The 18,084-nt window shown below is 30.6% G+C and carries 12 protein-coding genes and 1 pseudogene; 4 read left to right on the forward strand and 9 right to left on the reverse strand.

What is annotated here, in order from left to right:
- Nucleotides 1-168: 168 nt before the first annotated feature.
- From CC89_RS19700 to CC89_RS19085, 8 genes and pseudogenes are all read right to left on the reverse strand, one after another.
- Nucleotides 169-1,098, reverse strand: coding sequence for an HD domain-containing protein (locus tag CC89_RS19700; RefSeq protein WP_051932044.1), 930 nt, complete (start codon nucleotides 1,096-1,098; stop codon nucleotides 169-171).
- A gap of 405 nt (nucleotides 1,099-1,503) precedes the next feature.
- Nucleotides 1,504-2,052, reverse strand: a complete 549-nt coding sequence (locus tag CC89_RS21345) for a hypothetical protein (RefSeq protein ID WP_286161411.1) — start codon at nucleotides 2,050-2,052, stop codon at nucleotides 1,504-1,506.
- Nucleotides 2,053-2,788: 736 nt separating this feature from the next.
- Entirely contained in the window at nucleotides 2,789-4,444 is a 1,656-nt protein-coding gene (gene hcp / locus CC89_RS19055; protein ID WP_035295114.1) for a hydroxylamine reductase, read from the reverse strand.
- Nucleotides 4,445-4,805: 361 nt separating this feature from the next.
- Nucleotides 4,806-5,268 (reverse strand): annotated as a pseudogene (gene tnpA / locus CC89_RS19060) (IS200/IS605 family transposase).
- Between the two features lie 223 nt (nucleotides 5,269-5,491).
- Nucleotides 5,492-5,971 carry a helix-turn-helix domain-containing protein gene (locus CC89_RS19070; RefSeq protein WP_035294960.1) on the reverse strand — a complete coding sequence of 160 codons (480 nt, stop codon included), beginning with the start codon at nucleotides 5,969-5,971 and terminating at the stop codon, nucleotides 5,492-5,494.
- Between the two features lie 248 nt (nucleotides 5,972-6,219).
- The gene (locus CC89_RS19075) at nucleotides 6,220-7,347 is read right to left on the reverse strand and encodes an RNA-guided endonuclease InsQ/TnpB family protein (protein WP_035294962.1); all 1,128 of its coding nucleotides are present in this window, start codon (nucleotides 7,345-7,347) and stop codon (nucleotides 6,220-6,222) included.
- A gap of 229 nt (nucleotides 7,348-7,576) precedes the next feature.
- Nucleotides 7,577-8,326, reverse strand: coding sequence for a hypothetical protein (locus tag CC89_RS19080; RefSeq protein ID WP_035294964.1), 750 nt, complete (start codon nucleotides 8,324-8,326; stop codon nucleotides 7,577-7,579).
- Between the two features lie 182 nt (nucleotides 8,327-8,508).
- Nucleotides 8,509-8,784 (reverse strand): hypothetical protein, encoded by a 276-nt coding sequence (locus CC89_RS19085; RefSeq protein WP_035294966.1) that lies wholly within the window; start codon nucleotides 8,782-8,784, stop codon nucleotides 8,509-8,511.
- A 435-nt stretch (nucleotides 8,785-9,219) separates the two neighbouring features.
- On the opposite strand from CC89_RS19085, the gene CC89_RS19090 reads away from it, so the two are divergent.
- Entirely contained in the window at nucleotides 9,220-9,666 is a 447-nt protein-coding gene (locus CC89_RS19090; protein WP_035294968.1) for a hypothetical protein, read from the forward strand.
- 586 nt (nucleotides 9,667-10,252) lie between these two features.
- Entirely contained in the window at nucleotides 10,253-13,174 is a 2,922-nt protein-coding gene (locus CC89_RS19095; RefSeq protein WP_035294970.1) for an insulinase family protein, read from the forward strand.
- Between the two features lie 66 nt (nucleotides 13,175-13,240).
- Here CC89_RS19095 and adhE read toward each other — a convergent pair whose 3' ends face one another.
- The gene (adhE, locus tag CC89_RS19100) at nucleotides 13,241-15,823 is read right to left on the reverse strand and encodes a bifunctional acetaldehyde-CoA/alcohol dehydrogenase (protein ID WP_035294972.1); all 2,583 of its coding nucleotides are present in this window, start codon (nucleotides 15,821-15,823) and stop codon (nucleotides 13,241-13,243) included.
- 296 nt (nucleotides 15,824-16,119) lie between these two features.
- Here adhE and CC89_RS19105 point away from each other — a divergent pair, with 296 nt between their 5' ends.
- On the forward strand, nucleotides 16,120-16,458 hold the full coding sequence (locus tag CC89_RS19105) for a hypothetical protein (RefSeq protein ID WP_035294974.1): 339 nt from the start codon (nucleotides 16,120-16,122) through the stop codon (nucleotides 16,456-16,458).
- Between the two features lie 103 nt (nucleotides 16,459-16,561).
- Entirely contained in the window at nucleotides 16,562-17,713 is a 1,152-nt protein-coding gene (locus CC89_RS19110) for a cation:proton antiporter (RefSeq protein ID WP_207641521.1), read from the forward strand.
- The last annotated feature ends 371 nt before the right edge of the window (nucleotides 17,714-18,084 follow it).

Consider the following 18,084-nt stretch of genomic DNA (forward strand, 5'->3'; position numbering starts at 1 on the left):
GTTCTTTCGCTTCTTATGCAAGTCATTCCAGAGAAATTTCATAATTCCATCCCATTGTACCTTTTTGTAGGTTAATCATTATATGATATTCCACTAAATAAAAAAGATTGTAATTTAAGTTTTTTAGCTTTAAGCTAAAAGGCTCAAATTACAATCTTTACTACACGCTTATTTTATTTTTAATTTAAACTCTGTATCATATAACTTATACCATGCAAGATAATTTATTCCTATGTGCTCTCTTATCCAAGTATTATTAAACTTAAAGAATCTCCTTAGTATATAGAATATCTTGATGCAATTAACCCAATCATCGTGAGAAATATTAAATTCCTCGTTGTTATTTTGATTATGATACATATCCAAAGTCTTTATCATTGCTTTTCTTAAATCTTCTTTTATATTTGCATCCTTTTCTATTTCAAATTCCTCTATAATCTGTCCTAAGAATCCTATCATATGTTCTGTAAGCCATGTAGATTGTTCTGCCACGTCCATATCAAATCTATCTTCTATAGTTTGAAGGTCGTCATTTATAAATACAGAAGCTGAAACAGGTCCGAAAAGTTCCTCTATCCTTTTAACAAACTCCTTATACATATCATAACTAGAAATTTGAGTTAAACTTACCACCAAACTCTGATAATACCATTTCCTTTTTTCATATCCTTCCTTATATCTTTCCCAAACCTTATCGCCTATTACCTTGTATTCATCTTGCATCATCTTCACATTGCTTAATCTATCTGCGCAAGTTACAAATTTAAACTCTGGAGAAGCCTCTTCTCTTAAGTAGTCTAGAGTACGTTTCTTTCTAGCTGTATAATCCTCTCCATCCTGATACTTATCTGCTATATATACCTTTTCTACTATCCTCTTAACTTTAGGTCCAAATATCCCCTCTACTTCTTCTAGTGATAAATACTCCTGCTCCACCGCATCATGTATTATTCCTGCTATTATGGTCTCTTCTTCCATTTTATTCCTTGAAAGAATTATACCTACCTCTATAGGATGTACTGCATAAGGTATATCTGTACCAATTCTCGTTTTATTTTCATGAGCTCTTAAAGCTAGTTCTATAGCACGTGTTACCATCGTAAAACCCCCTTATTTTTTTATTTTCTGCATAAAGTTTTTATTTAAAATTATACGTATTTACCAATGTCTATCTACCATAACCACTCTGATTTTTTATTAAAGCTCAGCCACTAATGCCTGCACTTCTGTATAACTATTTTCTAATTTAAATTTAGATAAAAAACTTCTTTTAAAATTAAAAACTCTATTTATTTTATAAATTTCCCTATTGCATTTAAAATATTAAAATGAATATTTCGTTAACAGAACTTTCAAATACTAATTCATTTTAGAATTTTCTGATTATTTATATTGTAACATACTTTTTCATATTTTCCACAGAACAATTTTTAAAAATTTGTAAAATAATAATTACTTAAGGGGTGATTTTCACAATAGGAATAATTAAAATAGAACCAAACGTTAATTTTTTCTATTTTTATCCACACCAAATTCTTTTACCTTTAGTTTCACTATAAAATTTCCTGATTGTCCATCAGCTGTTAAGTAATTAAGAGAAAAATAGAGATTATCCTTAATTATTTTTATATCCTCTTCAGTGAACAATTTCTCTGAACTTATTTGTCCTAAATTCTCATTTAACAAAAATTCATCAAGAAACGTTGTTCTTTTATTTTCATCTTCAAATGATACAGAATCAAGCAATATGCTATGTTTATTTCCTTTTTTATTCAAATAAATATTTTTAGAATATGATTGTATATTTTCGTGTTTATTTCCTATATACTGTATTTTGCCACCACTAACTGTCTGCTTGCTGGGAGATATAATAATAATCCCACTACTTATTCGTATATTTTTATCTTCTCCCTCAAATGAATACACTTTAAATTCTTGTTTATCAATTTTAGTCTTATACACTATAGTTGAGCTGATAAATATTATGTTTGTAATAAGTAAAAAAAAAACAAACATCCAATTATAAGTTTTTTCTTCATCTTTTACCCCCATTAAATTATTTTTAAACCCACCTCACTATAAGACTTTCCATAAGAATTAATAATATATTTATTTACATTACCCTATTATTTTATTATACAATACTATTATTTTATTATACAATACTATTATTTTATTATACAATACTATTATTTTATTACAGAATATCGTCTACCATAGATTCCACCTCCTAAGCTACAGTAAAATAATTCACCAATAGCCCCTAAGGAGGATAAAGCGTTCAAAACCTCATTTAGAGTAGTTACGAAGAACTAACTGTACCATAAATAATGATAATTCAACAAAATATGTTATAATAAAAGGAAAAAATAATTTTAAAACCCTAAAAATAAAAGCTATAACTACTCCATTTAGTGAAACAGTTATAGCTTTTTTGTATGTCATTTATTCAATTAAAGATTTTCCGTAACATAGTGGAGGAAAATCCTCCTTTAGTAGTCCTTCTTCCCCCACAAAGTAAGTACCCTGTAACTGAAAAATCTGCTTTTAATGGAGTGATAAATGTGAAATTTAGGACTATTGAACTAGCCTTAGAACTTCCTTATTTGTCCATTTAAAGCACCGTTAAGAAGTTTTCATTGTCTGAGCGAGGCACGAGTGAGTTTGAAAACTTTAGGAGCTTTAAATGGACAAATATTAGAAGTTCTTGGCGTATTGTTCACAGTCCAAAATTTCACATTTATCACGGAATTAAAAGCGGATTTTTCCTACGGCACTTACTTTATCCCTATTCCATGAACATTTTCATATCGTCTTCTACGTTAGTTATTCCACCTATTCCAAAGTTGTCTACTAAAACCTTAGCAACATTTGGTGATAGAAATGCTGGTAGTGTTGGTCCTAAGTGAATATTTTTAACTCCTAAGTGTAATAGAGCTAGAAGAACTATAACTGCCTTTTGCTCATACCAAGCTATATTGTAGCTTATTGGAAGCTCATTTACATCATTAAGTTCAAATGCTTCTTTTAATTTTAAAGCTATTAATGCTAATGAGTATGAATCGTTACATTGTCCTGCATCTAAAACTCTTGGAATTCCGCCAATATCTCCTAGGTCTAACTTATTGTATTTATATTTAGCACAACCTGCTGTTAATATTACAGTATCCTTTGGTAGAGCTTTTGCAAAATCTGTGTAGTAGTTTCTTGATTTAGCTCTTCCATCACAGCCTGCCATTACGAAGAATCTCTTAATAGCACCAGATTTAACTGCTTCTACTACCTTATCTGCTAGTGAGAATACTGTATTGTGAGCAAATCCTCCTACTATTTCACCTTTCTCTAATTCTGTAGGTGAAGCACACTTCTTAGAATGTTCTATGATAATTGAAAAGTCTTTTGATTTTCCCTCATTTCTTTCTTCTATATGCTTAAGTCCTGAGAATCCAACTGCTCCTGTAGTGTATACTCTATCTTTGTATGAATCCTTTGGTGGAACTAAGCAGTTTGTAGTCATAAGTATTGGGCCATTGAATTTTTCAAATTCTTCATTTTGCTTCCACCAAGCATTTCCGTAGTTTCCTACAAAGTTATCATATTTCTTAAATGCTGGGTAGTAATGAGCTGGAAGCATTTCACCGTGAGTGTATACATCTACTCCTGTCCCCTTAGTTTGCTCTAGTAAATCTTCTAAGTCCTTAAGATCATGTCCACTTATTAATATAGCCGGGTTATTTCTAACACCTAAATTAACCTTAGTTATTTCAGGATGCCCATAAGTAGTAGTGTTTGCCTTGTCTAAAATAGCCATGCCATCTACACCAAATTTTCCACATTCTAAAACTATAGCAACCATTTCATCCACAGATAAAGCTTCTGTTGTGGATACTAATGCCTTTCTTATGAAAGCATATATATTTTTATCTTCATAGCCTAGAGCATAAGCATGGTGTAAGTAAGCAGCTAGTCCCTTTACTCCATATATTAAAAGCTCTCTTAAAGATCTTACGTCTTCATTTTCTGTAGCTAGTACCCCTACAGTTTTAGCTTTAGCTTCAAATTCTTCTACTGTATTTGCTGTCCATAATGCAGCATCATGTTTTACTGAACTTAAATCTACCCCTTTATCTTCTAAAACCTTTCTTAAATTCTCTTTTACTTCTAAAGTTTCTTTAATTCTTTCTATAAAGAATTCTCTATCAAAATTAGCATTAGTTATAGTAGTAAATAAGCTATCCATTATTAATCTGTCTGCAGCTATATTGTCTATGCCTACTTCTTCTGCTTTTATAGCATACATGCTTATTCCCTTTAAGTTATAAATTAATAAATCCTGTAAGTTTGCCACGTCTGCAGTTTTTCCGCATACCCCTCTATGAGTACATCCTTTGCAGCCTGCTGTTTCTTGACATTGATAACAAAACATATTAGTTACATTTTCCATATTAGCCCTCCTAATTTCTTTTTTAAATCCCAGTTTTTCTAATATAAAATCCTTTAACAACGGATCTCTTCACCACCTTGTATTTTTTCTTTTGTATTTTAATTATCTGTCCTCTGTACCTTGTTTACCTAAATTTATATAGGCTTAATTTTTTTCTTTCAGTTGTCTATGCTTTATTCACCAGGTTTTTATCCCTACTGTAATCATATTGTACCTTTTTAGTCTAGTTTTTTCGGTAACTTTTGTTACCAATAAATATCCACCAGCTTAGCTGGTGGTTTTTCTTAAGCCCTATAAGGGCATTTTACCAGCATTGTGCCTTAAGGCACGTGTAAAAGTATCGCCAGCCGCAATTTAACTGTTACTTGCCACCCTTAAAAGGGTCCATATATTCTTTAATACTTATTTGATCGGCGATCATATCTTCATTTTGTTGATTTTTTATATACTCTTCTATCGCCTTTTTATTTTTTCCTACTGTATCCACATAATAACCTCTACACCAAAAATGTCTGTTTCCATACCTATATTTTAAATTTGCAAATTTCTCAAATATCATTAAACTACTTTTTCCTTTTAAAAACCCTACAAATCCTGATACACTCATTTTTGGGGGTATTGATACAAGCATATGTATATGATCCTTACATGCATTAGCTTCTATTATTTCTACTCCTTTCCATTCACATAACGTTCTCAATATTTTTCCTATTTCTTTTTTCTTTTTTCTTTTCTCCATATATTTCTTTCCTTCTATATTTAGGTGCAAATACTATATGATATTTACATCTCCACTTAGTATGTGCTAAACTATTATTGTCCATTTTGGGCAATACCTCCTTTGATTTTAGATTGGCTGACGAAACCATTTCTATTTTATCAAAGTGAGGTATTTTTTTTCAACGCTTAAGCTTTTCTGAACACACCTGCATAGCAGGTGGTTTTATTTATAGACAAAAAAAGTCCAAGTATTTTTTCTTTATACTTGAACTTGTAAATTATCTATCCATGATATAGGTAGATTTCTAGCTTATTGTCTTAAAAAATCTATTCTTCATATTTTCCCACTATACTCAGCAGCTTTCCCACAAATTTAGGGTTTCCGTATATAGTAAATCTGCCTATGTGCTCTTCTTGTAAAAACATATATTCAAAATTTACCCACTTTCGCAAGGGATCATTTGCATTTATGGCTGTCATAAGCTCATTGCAAATAGGGCCTAATTCCTCTGGACTCTCGCTTTTCACATTTATTATAGAGCATACAGATATTTTCTTATCTTTTGTACTAAAGTTCTCTGTAAAATCTTTAATTTTATCATTAGACTTTTTAATATTAATACTCTTGTCCAAAAGTTCTTCTATTGAGGAAGACGTTATGTTCCACTTCCCACCTATTTTACTTGCTACAATTTTGCCTTCTTTTATGTATCTTCTTACTGTGATGGCATGAACATTAAGTATCTTTGCAGTTTCTTCTATAGAATACATTTTGTTTTTTATAAATGTTCCTTGGTAAAAGCTCACACTATAAATATGAACTCTTTACCAAAATCCCGTTACCAAAACCTTATAAAACTTTATAAAAAGATTATATAAATATATAGTTTTGTTTCTTTCCTACTTCATAATGTCCGATTTTGCCTATTTATAACCTTCTGCAAGGAGGTTATATTGCGGCTACTTTCGTTTGTGTAACACTCCATAGGCTTTGCTATACTTTATAAGTATAGTGGGTTGTAACGATTACCCAGTTTAGTAAATCCTTTAGGTGATTATACTAAACCATAGTTTGCAAGGTTGTATGAAGCATTTTTATCTCTATCACAAGTAAATCCACATTTGCATTTATAAACCCTATCTGAAAGTTTTAAGTCTTTCTTGATATTGCCACAATGACTACAGGTTTTACTTGAAGGATAAAATGTAGGTACTTGAACAAACTTAATACCATACTTTTCACATTTATATTTTATCTGATTGATAAAAATATTAAATCCCTGCTCTGCTATTGCCTTTGATAAGTGCTTATTCTTCATCATATTAGATACTTTTAAATCCTCCATAACTATTCTATATGGTTTGGCTTTCACCATTTTGGAAGTAGTTTGGTGTATATGATTTAATCTAATATTTTTAAGTTTACTATGAAGTTTTTTAATCTTCTTTTCAAGTTTTGCAATGTTCCTGGTTTTTTGGTAACTCTCTCCTTTCTTATTCATAATATATTTTCTTGAACATTGTCTTTGAAGCCTTTTTAATTTTTTACTTAGTTTTTTAACTTTGTTTGTTTTATTAACATTCCTAGTGTCTAAATTATCTATATTTGTTATTGCTAGTTGAGATATTCCTAAATCAATTCCTAAGCTAAAATCATTTAATTTAACAGTTTTAATATTATCTTCGATGCCTACTGAAAGTACCCATACTCTGCCATTAAAATATACCCTAGGATTTTTAAACTTTGTTACAGTAGTTAAATCAATATCATAATCCACCCTATATTTAACTTTACCTATCTTTTCAAGATTAACAAAGTTATCTTTAAAATAAATTTTGTCATATCTGCTATAAAACCTAGGTTCTGATTTTTTCTTGCTTTTAAATTTAGGAAAGCCACTTCCATTAAAAAAATTAGTATATGCTTTATCTAAATCTCTAATGCTCTCTTTAAGTGTTGCATTAGATACTTCATATAACCACTCGTAACCTGCGGTATTCTTTAAAACAGTTAATTGTTTACCTAAATCTGCAACTGATAGCTTTTTACTATTAAGTTTATAGCTATCTATTTGCTTGTCTAACGCCCAATTGTAAACAAATCTCATACAGCCTATATGCTTATACATTAAAATTATTTGCTCTTGTGTTGGATATAGCCGTATATTTAATGCCTTTATCATGTTTTATCACCTCACTTTGCTATTTATATATCATTATGTTCAATAACTTATTTTTTATAATATTTTGAGGTGATTCTACTAGATAATTTTGAAGCCTATTAAAAAATAGTAGACTTTTATATAGTTTTATAGTCTTTCTTTAACTGTTAACAAGACCCTTTTCAATTTTCTCTTTAATGTTTATTTAGCCATTAATCTACATTCAATCAATAACTAGCCTTAATATAACTCAAGCTATATAATACTGAAAAAGTATCTTCTCTATATCTTCCAATGTAATATGTTTTTCTTGAATTTTATTAAATACATGAGACTTTTTTATTTTATCTATATATTCAGCAGTGCTAAATTCTAATTTATTTCCTATTTCCAATCCAAAATTCTCCCTCATAATTTCAATAAATAATTGTGCTTTTTCTATAGGGACCTTTTCCACATTATTGTAATATATGTGACCTGCTACACAGTAGAATTGCCAACCTATGGCAGTAGCCTTTAACATACCGTCTTTATTATCTACAAATCCACATTCCAATAAAGTTTGTATTTTTCCTTTCAAACTATCCTCTGAACATTTTAATTTTAAGCTTAGTTCTTCTACTGTAGCTGATATTAACTTATAACATAAAATTTCCAATATATTTATTATATCTACATCCATAAGCTTTTTATAATATTGTACCATACTATCTTTATTTTTTATTACTTTTGGCAATATATCTGGTGTTATAGTAGTTGAATAAAAAGAGAAATTTTTATCCCTATTATTATGATTATACCCAGCTATAACGCATCTTTCATTCACATCCATCTGCTTGCACCAAACTTTTAGTGAATCTAGTATTTCATCATGGCCGCAAAAGGAACTGGTACAAACAAATAAACTTTCTTCTCCCTGCAAACTTTCTTTAGATATTCCCCTAAGTCTTTCCTTTAACTTTTCTATTTTTTGTCTAATTTCCAGTGCTTCTTTATTCATATTTATACCCCAATTCATTCTAATACTTTATCATATTATATCACTTTTAATCACTATTTATCAATATTATTCATGATTAACTTCAATAAGTAATATGAAAATAAGTATTCAGGCAAGTCTCTCCCTGTAATTATTAAGAATTTTAAAGAAGATAAGCAAAAATCCGTTATAATATATTCTGGTCAATATTTTGGTGTATTTTCAAAACTCTTATATCTATTCATTTCAAAGTTATAAATTTCATTCTTCTGTATATAATAATTCTTTAAATTATTGCTTTGCACATTGTTTACTATTGATTTTGTTCTTTGTTCATAAGCTTTTGTAATAGTATTTTCAAAGATTTTCTGATTAATATCATTAGTAGTACTTGCTATAGCGGAAACAGGTCTAATACTTAAGACCAACAATAAAACTAACAATAATTGTAATGATTTTAATTTTTCTAGTGATTTCATACAAATCGTTCTTCTCTATTTATTGTTAATTATTACATAATTTACAAAATAATAATGGCACTTATTTACAAAAAGTTATATAATATATACAATGATTAACCCACAATAAGTATTACATTGCTTGAATTATGAAATTTCTCTGGAATGAGTTGCATAAGAAGCGAAGGAACTATTTAAATTTAATTTTAGAAATTCTTCTTTTAGACAGATAAAATTATCGTAAGCCTGGCAAGGACGCCAGGCTAGCGAACCTGAGGCAGGACGCTGAATGTGAGCGTTAGATAATTTTATATGGCTAAAAGATTAGAATTTCTTAAATTAAATTTATTGTTCCAAGCTCTTATGCAACTCATGGAGGAGAAATTTCATAATTCCATTACATTCTACCTTATTGTGGGTTAATCATACAATATTTTAGAAAGGAGATTTTTTAAAATGTCTAAAAAAATATTAGTATTAACGTGTGTTTTTATTATTTCAATGCTATCCATGACAGGCTGTGCTAAAAATAAAAACATAAAAAACCAGGATAATGATATTAATCTTAATTACAAAGCAAGTGTTACTATTAGCGATACAAAAGATCTAAACGTCATAGCAAATAAACTATTCACTAAATATTTAAACTATTATACAAAAGATACTGTTAAAAATGATCTAAAACTTAAAAATTATAAAATCAATCAAATTACTATTAAAGATAAAGGCGACTTATATTTTAAGTTTATGGTTAATTTTTCAGTAGAACCTTATAATCTTGAAACTTGGCTTACACCTAACGGAGCAGAATCTAATAATTGGATAAATAATAAGGTTTTATTCATAAAAGCAAGCATAAATAAAGATGTTTACACAATAGAAGAAAAAGCTACATCACCGTAATAAAGTTAAAAGCCTTGCCGCTTATCTGACTGTAAATCAGGTTGGTTACAAGGTTTTTATAAGACTGTATTAAATATTACAGTATCGTTGTCATCATTATAATACAATTAAAAAATACTTATATTCAAGCAGATAGAGAGTATAAGTCCATGTTTTTCTATATCAATTCTGTCCTCTCGAGCCACGTGGAAACAGTATGTTTGATGTCACGTGAAAAGCCTTCCAGTTAAATCTAAAAGGGACTCCATATAAAATCACTCGTTATATTATTCTCTGTTATCACATGAATTATTGGATTCTTTATACTATTTCCCTCCTTAGGGTTTATCTCTGTTGATATAGTAAATAATTCCCATTATCATAGTTGAATTTTTTGGCAACTTAACTACCAATTTATATCTCAAATGGGTTATAATATAGGTAATCCTCTTAAAAATCACCTTATTTTTTTCATAAACTCATATATGATTATTATATTTATATTTAGTGGAATACTAAGTAATAAAAATGCAGCCAACCAAGCACATGTAAAAAACAAAATATGTAAACTTTAAATTTATTATATATAGAAAGGGGTAATAATTATATGGAATTAAATAAAACATACGGCGGCTTTAAGCTACTAGAAACAAAGGAGCTTAAAGATATAAATTCTACTGGAATGATTTTTCAGCATGAAAAAACCGGTGCAAAGCTTTTTTTCTTAAAAAATGAAGACGATAATAAGGTGTTTTCTATTTCTTTTAGAACTCCACCTGAAAACAGCACTGGAGTCCCACATATAATAGAGCACTCCGTTCTATGTGGTTCTAGAAAATTTCCTGTTAAAGAGCCTTTTGTAGAGCTTATAAAAGGATCCTTAAACACATTTTTAAATGCCATGACTTTTCCAGATAAAACCATGTATCCTGTGGCAAGTAAAAATGATAAAGACTTTTTAAACCTTATGGATGTTTACCTTGATGCAGTTTTATATCCTGATATATATAAGCATCGTGAAATATTCATGCAAGAAGGCTGGCACTATGAACTGGAAAACAAAGAAGACGAATTAACATACAAAGGTGTTGTCTACAATGAAATGAAGGGAGCTTTCTCATCACCTGATTCTGTACTTATGAGAAAAATACAGGAATCCTTATTCCCTGATACCACCTATGGTGTGGAATCTGGCGGAGACCCTGACAATATTCCTGAACTTTCTTATGAAGAATTTATAAACTTCCATAAAAGATACTATCATCCTTCAAACAGTTATATTTATCTTTATGGAAATATGGACATAGAAGAAAAACTTAAATTTATAAACGACAATTACTTAAAGGATTTTGATAAATTAGAAATAGACTCAAAAATCCATGAGCAAAAACCATTTAATAATACTGTTGAAACTGTGGTTAATTATCCTATATCTCCAAATGAAAATCATGAGGATAAAACCTTCCTAAGTTATAACTTTGTAACTGGAAGCTCCACAGATCCTGAAGAATACCTAGCTCTAGATATTTTAGAAACCATTCTTCTTGAAAGTGAATCTTCTCCACTTAAAAAAGCTCTTATAGAAGCAAACCTTGGAAAAGACGTTTATGGCTTCTATGACAGAAGTATTATTCAACCTTTATTCAGTATAGTGGTTAAAAATTCCAATGAGAATAAAAAAGAAGATTTTAAAAATGTAGTAACAAATACTCTTAAAGACATAGCATCTAAAGGCTTAGATAAGAAGTTAATTGAGGCTTGTATAAATAGAAAAGAATTTGACCTTAGAGAAGCTAATTATCAAAGTTTGCCTAAAGGACTTGCATATGGCATTCAATGCATGGATAGCTGGCTATATGAAGAAAGCCCATTTATGCACTTAGAATTTGAAGATACTCTTAAAAAAATAAAAACTGCTCTTACTACAAATTATTTTGAAAAATTAATTGAGAAATATCTTTTAGGCAATACTCATAGTTCTATACTTATAGTAAAACCTGAAAAAGGGCTTACAGAGAAAAAAGATGCAAAAATAAGCGAAGACCTTAAAAAGTATAAAGAAAGTCTAAGTGAAGAAGAAATAAATAAAATAATAGAAGATACCAAAAAGCTTATGGAAAGACAGGTAACTCCTGATTCCCCTGAAGATTTAAAGGTTATACCTCTTTTGTCTTTAAAAGACATAAGAAAAGAATCAGATGTTCTTCCTTTAGTGGAAAAAGAGGAATGTGGCGTTAAAGTTCTTCATCACCCTATCTTTACCAGCGGCATTGGTTATTTGACTATGTACTTTGATATGAGTGAAGTTTCTGAGGATTTAATTCCTTATGCATCACTTTTATCTGCACTTTTAACTAATATAAGTACAAAAAATTATAACTATGAAGATTTGACCAACGAAATCGATATAAATACAGGCGGTATGAGCTTTAGTGCTGCATGTTACAGCAAGTTTGATGACGCTAGCACTTTCTATCCTAAGTTTAATGTTAGAGCTAAAGTTTTAATAGATAAACTTCCTAGACTTATGGAACTTTTAGGAGAAATAATATCAAATACTGAATTTGATGAAGATAAAAAGATAAAAGAAATGATTCAAAAAATAAAATCAAGACTTGAAATGTCTATGTTTGATAGAGGTCATATGGTAGCTGCAAAACGTGTATGCTCCTACTTCTCTCCTTCAACTAAATACAATGAAATGATAAACGGTATAGACTTTTATAAGTTTATATGTACTATTGAAAAGAATTTTGAAAATAGCTGGGCTGAACTTAAGTCTAATTTAGAAAAAGTATATAATATGGTATTTAATAAGGAAAACCTTATAGTAAGCTTCACCGGTGAAGAAAAAGATTATGATAAATTTAAGGAAACTTTCTGTAGCCTATATAATGATTTAAATGACAGTAAAGTTACTTGCTGTAAACCCAATTTTAATTTCAAAGCAGAAAATGAAGGTTTCATGACTTCTGCCAAAGTTCAATATGTAGCAAAAGGCTATAACTTCAGAAAATTTGGCTATGATTATACTGGAGTTCTTAAGGTTTTGAAAACTATAATAAGTTTTGATTACTTATGGAATAAGGTACGTGTTCAAGGTGGTGCTTACGGATGCGTGTCTCACTTTGAAATGAACGGCAACTTATTCTTCACCTCCTACAGAGACCCTAACTTAAAGGAGACTCTAAATACCTACAATGATATTTATAAATATGTTGAAGCCTTGGATGTGGATGAAAGAGAAATGACTAAGTATATCATAGGAACCATGAGTGACGTAGACTCTCCATTAACACCATCTATGATGGGAGATGCCGCTGCAGTTAACTATATAAGAGGAATTTCTCAAAACACTATCCAGAAGGAAAGAAATGAAATATTAGGCTGCAATGTAGAAAACTTAAAGAGCCTAAAAGACCTTTTCCAAAAGCTAGCTAATGAAAATTACATCTGCGTCATTGGAAATGAAAATAAAATTTCAGAAAACAAGGATTTATTTAACAAAACCCTTAATTTATTTGAATAATAAAAAAAACACTATGAAGATTGTAAAACTTACCAAATCTTCATAGTGTTTTTTATTTTTTATTTCTTATTTACCAAAAGCATTTATATACATTTGCTTTATTTCTTCTATTAAAGGATATCTAGGGTTAGCCCCAGTGCACTGGTCATCAAAGGCTTGCTCTGACATAACATCTAGTGTAGCAAAGAAATCCTCTTCTAAAACTCCTGCTTCCTTTATGGACATTGGTATATTTATTTTAGCTTTTAACTCATCTATGGACTTAGTAAGCAATGTTACTTTTTCATCTGCTGTTTCTCCACCTAATCCTAAGTAATCAGCAATTTTTGCATACCTTTCTTTAACATTTGGATATCTATATTGAGGAAAAGCAGCTTGTTTTCTTGGATTGTCTACTGCATTGAATTTTATAACTTCATTTATTAACAGCGCATTGGCAATTCCATGTGGTATATGGTGTGCTGAGCCTAGTTTATGTGCCATAGAGTGACATGTGCCCAAAAATGCATTGGCAAAAGCAATACCAGCAATAGTTGAAGCATGAGCCATTTTTTCTCTAGCCTCTACATTAGTTGTTCCTTCATTGTAGGCCACTGGTAGATATTCAAATATTAATTTTATAGCCTCTAATGCCATGCCATTGGTGAAATCTGATGCCATAATTGATACATAAGCTTCTATTGCGTGAGTTAATGCATCTATACCAGAAGCCGAAGTCAATCCCTTTGGCATATTCATCATAAGTTCAGCATCCACTATGGCCATATCTGGGGTTAATTCATAATCTGCAAGAGGGTATTTAATCCCTGTTTTCTCATCAGTTATAACTGCAAATGGTGTAACCTCTGAGCCAGTTCCTGCAGATGTAGCTACACATATAAGAGTTGCTTTTTCTCCCATGACAGGGAATTTATAAACCCTCTTTCTTATATCCATAAATCTCATAGCTAAATCTTCGAATTTCACTTCTGGATGCTCATATAATACCCACATTATCTTAGCAGCATCCATAGCTGAACCACCACCAAGAGCTATTATGGTATCCGGCTTATAGCTTGTCATTTCTTCTGCACCTTTTTCAGCTGCTGCAAGTGTTGGGTCTGGTTCTACATCTGTAAATATCTTGTAGTTTACATCTATTTCATTAAGTACTGATGTGATTTTATTTGCATATCCTAAATCGAAGAGAACTCTATCTGTTACTATAAATGCCCTTTTCTTATTTAAATCCTTTAACTCTTTTAGTGCAACTCCTATACTGCCGTATTTAAAGTAAATTTTTTCTGGCACTCTAAACCAAAGCATATTTTCTCTCCTTTCAGCCACGTTCTTTATGTTTAATAAATGCTTAGGTCCCACATTTTCAGATACAGAGTTTCCACCCCAAGAACCGCAGCCTAGAGTTAAGGATGGTGCTAATTTAAAGTTGTATATGTCACCTATAGCTCCTTGTGATGATGGCATATTTATTATAGTTCTACCTGTTTTCATCCTGTGGCTGAACTTTTCAATTTTTTCTTTTCCCCTATTAGCATCTATATAAAGGCATGAAGTGTGACCAATTCCACCTAATTCCACAAGTCTCTCTGCCTTTACTAAAGCTTCATCAAAGTTTTCAGCTTTGTACATTGCAAGTACTGTTGATAACTTTTCATGTGAAAATGGTTCTTCCAGTTCTACTGACTCCACTTCTCCTATAAGAACTTTAGCATTTTCTGGCACATTAACTCCTGCCAGCTCAGCTATTTTATACGCTGTCTGACCAACTATATTGGCATTTAGGCTTCCATTTATTAAAATTATGTTTCTTACTTTATCTAGCTCATCTCCATTAAGTATATAAGCACCCCTGTCTAAAAGTTCTTTTCTAACCTTATCATATATTAAATTAAGTGCTATTATTGATTGTTCAGATGCACAGATAACTCCATTGTCAAAGGTCTTTGAAAGAAGTATTGAATTCACTGCCATCCTTATATCTGCAGTTTCATCAATTATTACAGGAGTATTACCTGAACCAACACCAATGGCTGGCTTACCTGATGAATAAGCAGCTTTAACCATTCCTGGGCCACCTGTAGCCAAAATCATATCAGCTTCTCTCATAACTACCTGAGAAAGCTCAATGGATGGCTCATCAATCCATCCTATTATTCCCTCTGGTGCTCCTGCTTCAACTGCTGCATCAAGTATGATTTTAGCCGCTGCTATGGTGCACTTTTTTGCTCTTGGGTGTGGTGAAAAAATTATACCATTTCTTGTCTTTAGTGCTATTAATGCCTTAAATATTGCAGTGGATGTGGGGTTTGTGGTAGGAACAACTGCTGCAATTACTCCTATGGGTTCTGCAATTTTGCATAGACCAAAAGCTTCATCTCTTTCTATAACCCCACAGGTTTTTTCATCTTTATATTTGTTATACATATATTCTGAAGCAAAGTGATTTTTAATTACCTTATCCTCTACAATGCCCATCCCCGTTTCTTCTACTGCCATTTTTGCAAGGTTAAGTCTATTGTTATTTGCCGCTATAGCTGCCCTTCTAAAAATCTCATCTACCTCTTCTTGACTGTAAGTTCCAAATTCCCTTTGAGCTTTTTTTACTTCTGCTATTTTATCCATTAATTCTTGAGCATTAGTTACTTTCATTAAAAACTTCACTTCCTTTCTAAAAATCAAACTAGTAATTTGATATTTTTAAAACATAAAATAGTTACTTTATTTATGTTTTATACTATATTTATTATTGCTTTTTTACACTCTAATTATCCAACATTGTATTTTAGTATTTTAGTTCTATTATTCATAAACTTTAAAATATATATATATTAGTGTTATACTATATGTAAGGAATTATTTTAATTTTAAAAAATATAGAAAATATGATATGTAAGGAATTATTTTAATTTTAAAAAAAATATAGAAAATATGAAGGGAGTAATGTTATGCAAGTTTTAATAATGGTATTAAACAAAACTAACTATCTTGAGGACATAATAAAAGAATTTAATAATTGTGGCATAAGAGGTGCAACCATTATCGAAAGCACAGGCATGGCGGAAATTTTAACATCCTGTGGTGAAGAAATTCCTATGTTTGGTTCTTTAAAAATGTTATTAAATGAAAAACGACCTTTTAATAAGACAATATTTACTGTACTAAAGGATGAACAAGTTAAAATAGCTGTGGATGCTATAAAAAATGTAGTTGGCGACTTGAAAAAGCCGGGAGTTGGTATATTATTTACACTTCCTATAAACTTTGTGGAAGGTGTTAGTTTCTAGTCTTTGCTTATGACACTATTTTCTAGTATGCACACTAAAGAAAGGATGATTTAAAATGCACTCTTTATACTACCTGGGTATTATACTTTTTTCAGGATTAATAATGGGAAAGTTAGTATCCTTTATAAAACTTCCTAGAGTAACCGGATATCTAATAGCTGGACTAATTATTGGTCCTTCTATCTTAAGTTTAGTTCCAGCTTCTGCTGCTTCAAAATTGTCTATAATTTCTGAGGCAGCTTTAGGTTTTATAGCTTATAGCATAGGAAGTTCTTTTAATTTTGATAACTTAAAAAAATTAGGAAATGGAATTATAATAATTACTCTTTTCGAATCCCTAACTGCTGTTGTAGCTGTGGATTTTGTTTTGATAGTATTATTAAAACAACCTGTTCCCTTCAGTCTAATGCTAGGTGCTATAGCTGCTGCTACTGCTCCTGCTGCCACCATAATGGTGTTAAAGCAATATAATGCCCGAGGTCCTTTGGTGGACACGCTTCTACCTGTAGTTGCTATAGATGACGCTGTGGGAATTATGGCTTTTGGTATTTCTATGGCTATAGCTAAATCTCTATTAGATTCCACAAAAGCCATAGGATTAAAAACTATATTTTTACCTGTAAAAGAAATAGCTTTAGCTTTTGCCATAGGTATAGGCATAGGTGTAATTCTTTCCATAATATCAAAATATTCAGAGGGTCAAGATCAGCTTTTAACCATTACCTTAGCCACCATATTTATAACTGTGGGTATAGCTATGAAGTTAAACATATCTCCTCTTTTAACTTGTATGTCCATTGGTGCTACTGTAAGTAATATAGCCCCTAACAGTAATAGAGTATTATCTATAATTGATGTATTTACTCCTCCAGTTTTCGTTGCCTTTTTTACCTTAGCTGGAGTAGAACTAAATTTAACCATATTAAAAAATGTGGGACTTATTGGTGTTGTGTATATTATTGTTAGAGTTATTGGTAAAATACTTGGCGCTTACCTAGGTGCTAAACTAGCTAAAGCTCCTGCTGTGGTTCAAAAATATCTGGGATTTACATTAATTCCTCAGGCAGGTGTAGCTATAGGTCTAGCTATGGTAGCAGAAACTGCAGTTCCAGAATTCGGAGCAGCCATAAGAACCATAATACTTTCTGCTACAATTATTTATGAACTTATAGGACCCCTAATAACTAAAATAGCTATTTTCAAAGCTGGCGAGGCCCACGTTGATGAAAGTTCAGAATTAACAATTGATTGTTAGTGCTACATAGGGACAATGTACGAATTATCAATGAACAATGTACAAATGATAATTGTTCATTGATAATTGAGCATTGCCCATTATTCATTATTCATTGTTCATTGATTATTGATTATTGATTATTGATCATTGTTCATTATTCATTGATCATCGTTCATTGTTCATTGTTCATTGTTCAAATAGCCCTTAATTATAAAATTACAAATTTAAAGGTAAACTACACCCCATGAGGTAGCACAGCCTCTTTTCTGTGTCCATCTTATAGAGTACAGTTTACCTTTTTAATACTTTTAATATAATCTAAAAATTAAATACGAAAATTAAATACGAAAATTAAATAACTAACTTTTACTTCTTACCTCTTACTTCTT

Source organism: Clostridium sp. KNHs214 (genome assembly GCF_000744935.1).
GTDB lineage: Bacteria > Bacillota > Clostridia > Clostridiales > Clostridiaceae > Haloimpatiens.

Bases quoted from the DNA above. Each gene is read 5' to 3' on its own strand.
- CC89_RS19090 (WP_035294968.1), top strand. From the start codon at position 9,220: ATGTCTAAAAAAATATTAGTATTAACGTGTGTTTTTATTATTTCAATG.
- CC89_RS19105 (WP_035294974.1), top strand. From the start codon at position 16,120: ATGCAAGTTTTAATAATGGTATTAAACAAAACTAACTATCTTGAGGAC.
- CC89_RS19700 (WP_051932044.1), bottom strand. From the start codon at position 1,098: ATGGTAACACGTGCTATAGAACTAGCTTTAAGAGCTCATGAAAATAAA.
- CC89_RS19080 (WP_035294964.1), bottom strand. From the start codon at position 8,326: ATGAATAAAGAAGCACTGGAAATTAGACAAAAAATAGAAAAGTTAAAG.
- CC89_RS19075 (WP_035294962.1), bottom strand. From the start codon at position 7,347: ATGATAAAGGCATTAAATATACGGCTATATCCAACACAAGAGCAAATA.
- CC89_RS21345 (WP_286161411.1), bottom strand. From the start codon at position 2,052: ATGGGGGTAAAAGATGAAGAAAAAACTTATAATTGGATGTTTGTTTTT.
- CC89_RS19085 (WP_035294966.1), bottom strand. From the start codon at position 8,784: ATGAAATCACTAGAAAAATTAAAATCATTACAATTATTGTTAGTTTTA.
- CC89_RS19095 (WP_035294970.1), top strand. From the start codon at position 10,253: ATGGAATTAAATAAAACATACGGCGGCTTTAAGCTACTAGAAACAAAG.
- hcp (WP_035295114.1), bottom strand. From the start codon at position 4,444: ATGGAAAATGTAACTAATATGTTTTGTTATCAATGTCAAGAAACAGCA.
- adhE (WP_035294972.1), bottom strand. From the start codon at position 15,823: ATGAAAGTAACTAATGCTCAAGAATTAATGGATAAAATAGCAGAAGTA.
- CC89_RS19110 (WP_207641521.1), top strand. From the start codon at position 16,562: ATGGGAAAGTTAGTATCCTTTATAAAACTTCCTAGAGTAACCGGATAT.